The 6,590-nt window shown below is 29.6% G+C and carries 10 protein-coding genes; 4 read left to right on the top strand and 6 right to left on the bottom strand.

What is annotated here, in order from left to right; translation table 11 throughout:
- The 5 genes from NJT12_RS22590 to NJT12_RS22570 form a co-directional block, all read right to left on the bottom strand.
- Positions 1-972 (bottom strand): cysteine peptidase family C39 domain-containing protein (locus NJT12_RS22590; protein ID WP_271338381.1); only part of this gene is annotated, 972 nt, incomplete at its 3' end.
- Between the two features lie 316 nt (positions 973-1,288).
- Positions 1,289-1,480: a hypothetical protein gene (locus NJT12_RS22585; RefSeq protein WP_271338380.1), complete on the bottom strand. Its 192-nt coding sequence runs from the start codon at positions 1,478-1,480 to the stop codon at positions 1,289-1,291.
- A gap of 68 nt (positions 1,481-1,548) precedes the next feature.
- Positions 1,549-1,761: a hypothetical protein gene (locus NJT12_RS22580; protein ID WP_271338379.1), complete on the bottom strand. Its 213-nt coding sequence runs from the start codon at positions 1,759-1,761 to the stop codon at positions 1,549-1,551.
- 148 nt (positions 1,762-1,909) lie between these two features.
- Positions 1,910-2,050, bottom strand: coding sequence for a hypothetical protein (locus tag NJT12_RS22575; RefSeq protein ID WP_271338378.1), 141 nt, complete (start codon positions 2,048-2,050; stop codon positions 1,910-1,912).
- 101 nt (positions 2,051-2,151) lie between these two features.
- Positions 2,152-3,711 carry a vitamin K epoxide reductase family protein gene (locus NJT12_RS22570; protein ID WP_271338377.1) on the bottom strand — a complete coding sequence of 520 codons (1,560 nt, stop codon included), beginning with the start codon at positions 3,709-3,711 and terminating at the stop codon, positions 2,152-2,154.
- Positions 3,712-3,971: 260 nt separating this feature from the next.
- Here NJT12_RS22570 and NJT12_RS22565 point away from each other — a divergent pair, with 260 nt between their 5' ends.
- From NJT12_RS22565 to NJT12_RS22550, 4 genes are all read left to right on the top strand, one after another.
- Positions 3,972-4,097, top strand: a complete 126-nt coding sequence (locus tag NJT12_RS22565; RefSeq protein ID WP_271338376.1) for an rSAM-modified peptide — start codon at positions 3,972-3,974, stop codon at positions 4,095-4,097.
- 154 nt (positions 4,098-4,251) lie between these two features.
- The gene (locus tag NJT12_RS22560) at positions 4,252-4,377 is read left to right on the top strand and encodes an rSAM-modified peptide (RefSeq protein ID WP_271338375.1); all 126 of its coding nucleotides are present in this window, start codon (positions 4,252-4,254) and stop codon (positions 4,375-4,377) included.
- Between the two features lie 19 nt (positions 4,378-4,396).
- Positions 4,397-4,534 carry an rSAM-modified peptide gene (locus NJT12_RS22555; protein WP_271338374.1) on the top strand — a complete coding sequence of 46 codons (138 nt, stop codon included), beginning with the start codon at positions 4,397-4,399 and terminating at the stop codon, positions 4,532-4,534.
- A gap of 19 nt (positions 4,535-4,553) precedes the next feature.
- Complete coding sequence (locus NJT12_RS22550; RefSeq protein WP_271338374.1) at positions 4,554-4,691, top strand: rSAM-modified peptide; 138 nt, start codon at positions 4,554-4,556, stop codon at positions 4,689-4,691.
- A gap of 94 nt (positions 4,692-4,785) precedes the next feature.
- Here NJT12_RS22550 and NJT12_RS22545 read toward each other — a convergent pair whose 3' ends face one another.
- Complete coding sequence (locus tag NJT12_RS22545; RefSeq protein ID WP_271338373.1) at positions 4,786-6,534, bottom strand: AraC family transcriptional regulator; 1,749 nt, start codon at positions 6,532-6,534, stop codon at positions 4,786-4,788.
- Positions 6,535-6,590 lie beyond the last annotated feature (56 nt).

The following is a 6,590-nucleotide window of genomic DNA, read 5'->3' as shown; positions in this document are numbered from 1 at the left end:
AAAATAAAGAATACTTCCTGCAAAAAACACAAAAAATATCTGCAAATTAAAATAAGCCAAAACACCTCCCATAACAAACATATTGATTACAGAAAACAAAACGTTTAATGATGATGTAGTCAGAATTTTTTCGATTCTGCGATGATCATTAATACGCTGCATAATATCTCCGGTCATCCTTACATCAAAAAATGAAATAGGTAAATTCATCAATTTAATAAAAAAATCTGAAATCAGCGAAATATTAATTCGGGTAGAAAGATGAAGTAATATCCAACTCCTGATAAGCTCTAAACCTGTTCTTCCTGCAAAAAGAAATAATTGTGCAAAAAGAATGAGATAAATAAAATGAATATTCTGATTTTGAATACCAACATCAACAATACTTTGCGTTAAAAAAGGAAAAATTAGCTGTATCAAACTACTGGCCAACAAACCTATACTTAATTGGGTTAAAAATGATTTATATCGCAATACATATTTTGACAACAATTTAAACCCTAATCCGCTATTTTCTTCTTTATCAAATTCAGACTGAAAAAACTTTGGTGAAGCCTCCATTAACAAAGCAACGCCTTCTTGTGTTGAATCATCAGCATTATTTCCAATCCAGAATTTAAGAAAATCCTGTTTATTATATTCGATTAGACCAAAAGCCGGATCTGAAATATAATAGACTCCTTTTTTAATTTTATAAAGTACTACATAATGATTTTTATTCCAGTGCAAGACACAAGGCAATGGTGCTTCTTCTAATCTTTCGAGATTTAATTTTACCCCTAAAGTTCGAAAACCAATTCTCTCAGCCGCATCACTTAAAAAAAGTAAATTACTTCCTTCACGAGTTGTTTCGCTAATATCTCTCAACTCCTGAATGTTGATTGTTTTCCCGTAATGTTTAGCAATTATCTTTAAACATGTAGGTCCACAATCTTTATAATCAGCTTGCTTATAATGGGTGAATTTTTTCAAGTTATATTTTTTATTCCAAAGCAATTTAAGATTAAATTTCTTTATTTAACATAAAAAAACAGAGAAGATTAATATCTTCTCTGTCAAGTATTTAAAAACATATTTATTAGAAATACAATTTCTGTAGGACATGGCACCGGCTAACCCTAACCAAATAAAAATCAAACCAGTGACCAATTTTCCTAAAGAATCCCAACACCAATCATCAATGTGGGGAAAATTGCTCAATGTTCCACGATCGAGCGCCTACAAATTAAAAAAAACATGACTAAATTCTAAAAAAGGCTGTATTGTATTTCTCTTAAAACGTTAAAAATTAACAACAAAGGCGACTTGTATCACAAATACCTGGCAACGTATTTACAGGACAAGTTTCGCCTACGGATATTAAAACGCACCCAGCTTCAATAGCATTTACCCAACATTCAGGAATTCCTCCTTTTATTGTTTTTTGCTCATTCTTGCTTATATGCTGCGCATTTTCTAAATTCAGAATTTTCTTTAACATCTTAATCTTCTACAATAAATATTGTTGTTCACAATCTAATTAAACTTATTATAACTTTTAATACACAATTAACACGGAGCCATTAATATTGAGCATTGATTTGGTCCTATATAAGCTGGTCTTAAGTTATATGGATAAGCTAAACATTGAGCTTCCGTAGCACGGAATACAACAAACTCATTACACTGACCATCTGGTGGAATACTTCCTCCTTTAATATTTTTTTGTTCACTTACAACTAACGTTTCAGCACCTTGTAAGTTTAATATTTTTTCTAACATGATATTTTGTTTTAAGTTATATGCAAATCCCGAATTTTATTCAAATAAAAACCTACGATTTCTAATATTTAGATAATTGATTTTCAGTTTAAGTACAGAGAAGCTTTTTAATTACACTTCTCTGATACTTGTAATTTTAATATCTGAATTAATCAGCATCTTTCTCCCAACATTTTTTACCATAAGGCTGATTTGGAGGACAAGGACCTCCACTACCACCTTCAATTGTCTTTTTTTCTTCTGTTGTTAATTTTTTTGTTCCTTCTTGATTTAAAATCTTTTCTAACATAATTGCTTAATTTATTTGTGAGTTTATACTTCAATCTTTTAAAGACATTTGAAGCCTCTGTCTATCCATTATATTCAAGAACATTCTCTAACATTTACTTACTATGCCGTCTTTTTTTCAAAAACTTCGATTTCTTCACTAAAATCATTTAAAAAATATTTCAATTCACTCAGTTCATATTCATTTGGAAATACTCTTTCGTTTACAATTTTAACTGGTGTATAATTAAAATTATTCTTAGAGCACCACTCATATTGTTTTTGTATTTCCTGAGTGATCATCATACTAACTGAATCAACATTCCATTTTTTCAACCATTTTTTCAGACCTGTTTTTTTAATATGCCAGTCTGAGATCGCTTCAACCGTTTTTCCCGGAGTGACCCTGTTTATAGTTAAAAGTCTTTCTACAACTGATTTATATGGATTCTCTCCATTTTCAGGATTAATATTGAACAAAATGTTTAGAAAAATTTTGTCCGGAAATCTTAAAACCAAATCAAATGCTTCCTGAAATGTTTTATGACAATGCTCGCAACTTGGGCTTATAATAATCGAAAGCTTTACTGCTGCATTTCTGTTTCCAAAAGTCAAACCTCTTAAATCATCGAATCCATTTGTATAAGGAACTTTTTTTGACAAGAAGTTTAATAATGAATAATTTCTTTTAAATTTTTTCATCTCTTTAAGGGAATTCTCACTACCCAAAACATTTTTTATCATCCCTTTTAATACTGTCCAAATAGGAATAAGAAGCACTACAGAGAATAAAAATGGAAATACATCATTGAAACTAAAACTCAACGTAAACAAATCTGATGCAAACCATATAACACTTTGTATAAAAATTAAAGCCGAAATCGCTAAGCACATTACGCACCATTTTTGAATTTCAAACTTTTGAATCCATATTGAGGATACAATTATCGGAATCGCCAATAAACTTAAAAATCCTATAAAAATGGCTGATTCTAATGGCTGAACCAATATGGCAATTAAACTTGAACCAAAGAAAATAAGCGGTAAATCTGAAAAATTAAGCCATTTATTTTCACTTCCTTCTTTAGAATTAATAACTGAATCACAAGATGAACTTGAACTAAGGTTACAAAATTTTGAAATAATACTGTTTTTAAAGCCCAATTTCTCCTGAATAATAAAAACACTCACCATAAATCCCAATACCGATGTCGTTAAAAAAACAAGACTAAAAGGATTATAGACATTATAGAAAACAGACAACCCAACTAAAAGTAAAAGAGGCAAAAAATATTTTAACCAACCAAACTCTATTTTTAAATTCTCTCTGGCAATAACATTATTAGGTTCTATTGCAACTATTACTCCATTCCAATCCAAAAGAAACTTTTCATACGACATTTTTAAACTTCCTTTTTTGATCGTATTAATACGAACGAAGTTTTTAGCCTTTTCTACCAATATAAGTTCGTCTTTAAAATATGCCAAAAAATTCGATGGCAAATCTACTATTTGTTCTTTCGAAACTCTTACCGCAGCATTCTCTACAGACAATAAATCTAAGGAGTCTGTTATGGCAAACAAACTAGGATAATTTGGATGAGAAAGAAACAAATCTTTAAACTCATTTTTAATTTCCGAGTATCTATTTATTTGTAGAAATTTTTGGACAAGTTTTAACATCTTTTCGAATCTTTAAAATCATAATTACACTGCAAATATTGTTGTTTTTACCGAGAAAAAAACCTCAACTACAGACATTTTATCAATTATACTACATACAATTTATAAATTATAGCAGTCTGAATAAAACACACAATCAACTGCTTAGCAACTAATTAGATCAATAAATCTTCATTCAAAAGCTTCAAAACCCTATTCTCGACTAAGCGTTTTGCTTTTTGTCTAGTTTTGATAAATCATTAACCCTAACACATAAAAACATGAAAAATCAAGCACTAAAATTCGAAGATTTTGAGAGCGAAAAATTATCTAAAAATCAACAAAAAACAATTAAGGGAGGTGAACCAGTTGATCCACTTAGAGGAACAGGAAATGGAAGTTTATAATCATTAACTGCCTATAAAAACACTAAAAAAACGAGTGATTAATTGGGAATTTTATACTCAAAAAAAACATATAAAAAATTACTTATGGCGAAAATAATTTTCCCCTGATCTGTACATCAAAAATATTTATATAACACTAAAAAAATAATAAATCATGACAACTACAAAACTAACATTCAAAGATTTCGAAATAGAAAAATTATCCAAAAATGAGCAAAAAACAGTTCGTGGTGGAGAAGATTCAGACCCATTAAGAGGAAACGGAAAAGGAAGTTTATAACAATTAAAAAAAATAAATCATGACAACTACAAAACTAACATTTGGAGATTTCGAAATAGAACAATTATCAAAAAATGAACAAAAAACAGTTCGTGGCGGAGACGACCGTTCAGAGCCTGTAGATCCGTTAAGAGGAAACGGAAAAGGAAGTTTATAACAATTAAAAAAAATAAATCATGACAACTACAAAACTAACATTTGGAGATTTCGAAATAGAACAATTATCAAAAAATGAACAAAAAACAGTTCGTGGCGGAGACGACCGTTCAGAGCCTGTAGATCCGCTAAGAGGAAACGGAAAAGGAAGCTTGTAACAACTTACAAATACATGAGAGAAATATCTACATGTATAAGTAATAATAAAACTCAAAACACTCAAAACAGAAGATAGTTTCTACGAAACTTGCTTTAAATATTATTCGCAAATTGAGCTGGAGATACTCCAGTTCTTTTGCGAAATGATTTTGCAAATGATACTGCGTTTTTAAACCCAACACTTTCGGCAATAGCCTGGGTAGAATATTTACGATACATATGATTGGTAATCATCTCATTAATAACATAATTAATCTTCAGTTCGTTGGAGTATTCACCAAAAGACTTTCCAAATCGTTTATTTACAACATACGATAAATAAGTTGTGTTTGTTTTTATTTTTTTAGCTACATAAGGCAAAGTAAAGTCGGCATTTAAGTATTCGAGTTTACTTTCCAGAGCTAGCAGTTTCTCTACTATCTTATTTTCTTTTGCTTCATCAATACTTAAATTGACATTTTCTTTCTTAAAATGAATCTCTTCAGGCTCCGGCTCTAAGACGACTTCCTCATTTTCAGCTAAACTTTTCTTCTCAAGGTTGGCTTTGAATTCTTCAATTAAGGCGTTCATCTTTTTATGTGCCTTATTTTTATCTCTTATGTTTTTAATCAGCAAAAATACAATAGCCACAAATAAAACAACGTAAAAAACTTTCAGCGCCTTATTCAAAAAAACATCATATTTATATTTCTCCTGAATAGTAACCATTTCATTGGTCAAATCTCCTACACCTAATTTATAGTTTACTTCTAAAATTTGATCATTTAATTTTGATTCTGATTTTTCATAATTATCCAGATAATTTTTTGAATGTTTGTAAGCGAGTTCAGGCTCTTTAAGTATATTATAAATCTTTGCCTGATAGTAATTTGATCTCAAATATTCACCTTCGTTAGTCTTTGTATTAGCTCCAATTGAATCAGATTTTTTAAAGAAAACTAATGCTTTATCATATTTTTTTGTCGTATAATAAAGGTCTCCCAAATTATAATTTGCAGTACATAATATATCTGGCATATTATTTTGGTGAGCAAGGAATATAATATCATAATATGTCTTCTCGGCATTTTTAAATTCTCTTAGTAAACTATATATATTACCTAAACTTAATTTTGCTACAATTTTATTATCCGGAAAATTTTGAGAATAACTAACCGTCTTTTTATAAAAATACTCAGCTGAATCCAGTAAAACTCTTTTCTGATCATCCTTCAAATAATAGGTTTCGTATGATCCTGCCAGACTAAGATTGATGTTACTCTTATTATTTAGATACTGTTCTCTTGTATAAACACTTTCATTTTTATCAACAAAATCATTAAGCTGCCTTAAATCTTTAATTGCCAAGCGATAATTACCTACTGCAATATTTATTGATGCTATATTGTTCTTAAATTTTACAATTTGAATAATATCCCTAATCTGTTGAGAAAGCTTAATACCCTGCTGATAACTTTCTATTGCTGCACTAAAATCATCTCTTTTCCATTCTGATAATCCGTTATAATTGTATAAAACAGATCTGAGTTGTGTTTTATCCTGACCGTCCGGCATTTTGTTCAGGTAAGTTAATGCCAGTTGATATTTTTCTTTAGATTTAGCTGAATTTCCTTTTAATTGTATTAGATAAGATAACACCCCATTTCCAAAAGCTAAATGTTTATTGTTATTTGACTTCACCATCTGATTAGCAAATACAATAGCACTATCTACATTAGCATTCGCCGTGAGACGAATTTTATCTTGTAATACTAAATACTCTTGTTCTGTCAAAGCATCTTTCTGTTGAGAAATTGCGGTATTCAGAACAAAAAAGAATAAAAAAGAGATGATCAGCCTCATTCATTTTGTTTTTTGAATCTCAAAAATAGCGCATATATTTTCAATAAACTAAAATA

Source organism: Flavobacterium azizsancarii, assembly GCF_027980145.1.
GTDB classification, from domain to species: domain Bacteria; phylum Bacteroidota; class Bacteroidia; order Flavobacteriales; family Flavobacteriaceae; genus Flavobacterium; species Flavobacterium azizsancarii.
Note: the sequence above shows the minus strand (reverse complement) of the source record. Positions and strands in the feature narration are given on the sequence as shown.

Excerpts from the sequence above, each read along its gene's own strand:
- NJT12_RS22545 (WP_271338373.1), bottom strand. The coding sequence starts at position 6,534 with ATGAGGCTGATCATCTCTTTTTTATTCTTTTTTGTTCTGAATACCGCA.
- NJT12_RS22580 (WP_271338379.1), bottom strand. The coding sequence starts at position 1,761 with ATGTTAGAAAAAATATTAAACTTACAAGGTGCTGAAACGTTAGTTGTA.
- NJT12_RS22570 (WP_271338377.1), bottom strand. The coding sequence starts at position 3,711 with ATGTTAAAACTTGTCCAAAAATTTCTACAAATAAATAGATACTCGGAA.
- NJT12_RS22550 (WP_271338374.1), top strand. The coding sequence starts at position 4,554 with ATGACAACTACAAAACTAACATTTGGAGATTTCGAAATAGAACAATTA.
- NJT12_RS22555 (WP_271338374.1), top strand. The coding sequence starts at position 4,397 with ATGACAACTACAAAACTAACATTTGGAGATTTCGAAATAGAACAATTA.
- NJT12_RS22560 (WP_271338375.1), top strand. The coding sequence starts at position 4,252 with ATGACAACTACAAAACTAACATTCAAAGATTTCGAAATAGAAAAATTA.
- NJT12_RS22575 (WP_271338378.1), bottom strand. The coding sequence starts at position 2,050 with ATGTTAGAAAAGATTTTAAATCAAGAAGGAACAAAAAAATTAACAACA.
- NJT12_RS22585 (WP_271338380.1), bottom strand. The coding sequence starts at position 1,480 with ATGTTAAAGAAAATTCTGAATTTAGAAAATGCGCAGCATATAAGCAAG.
- NJT12_RS22565 (WP_271338376.1), top strand. The coding sequence starts at position 3,972 with ATGAAAAATCAAGCACTAAAATTCGAAGATTTTGAGAGCGAAAAATTA.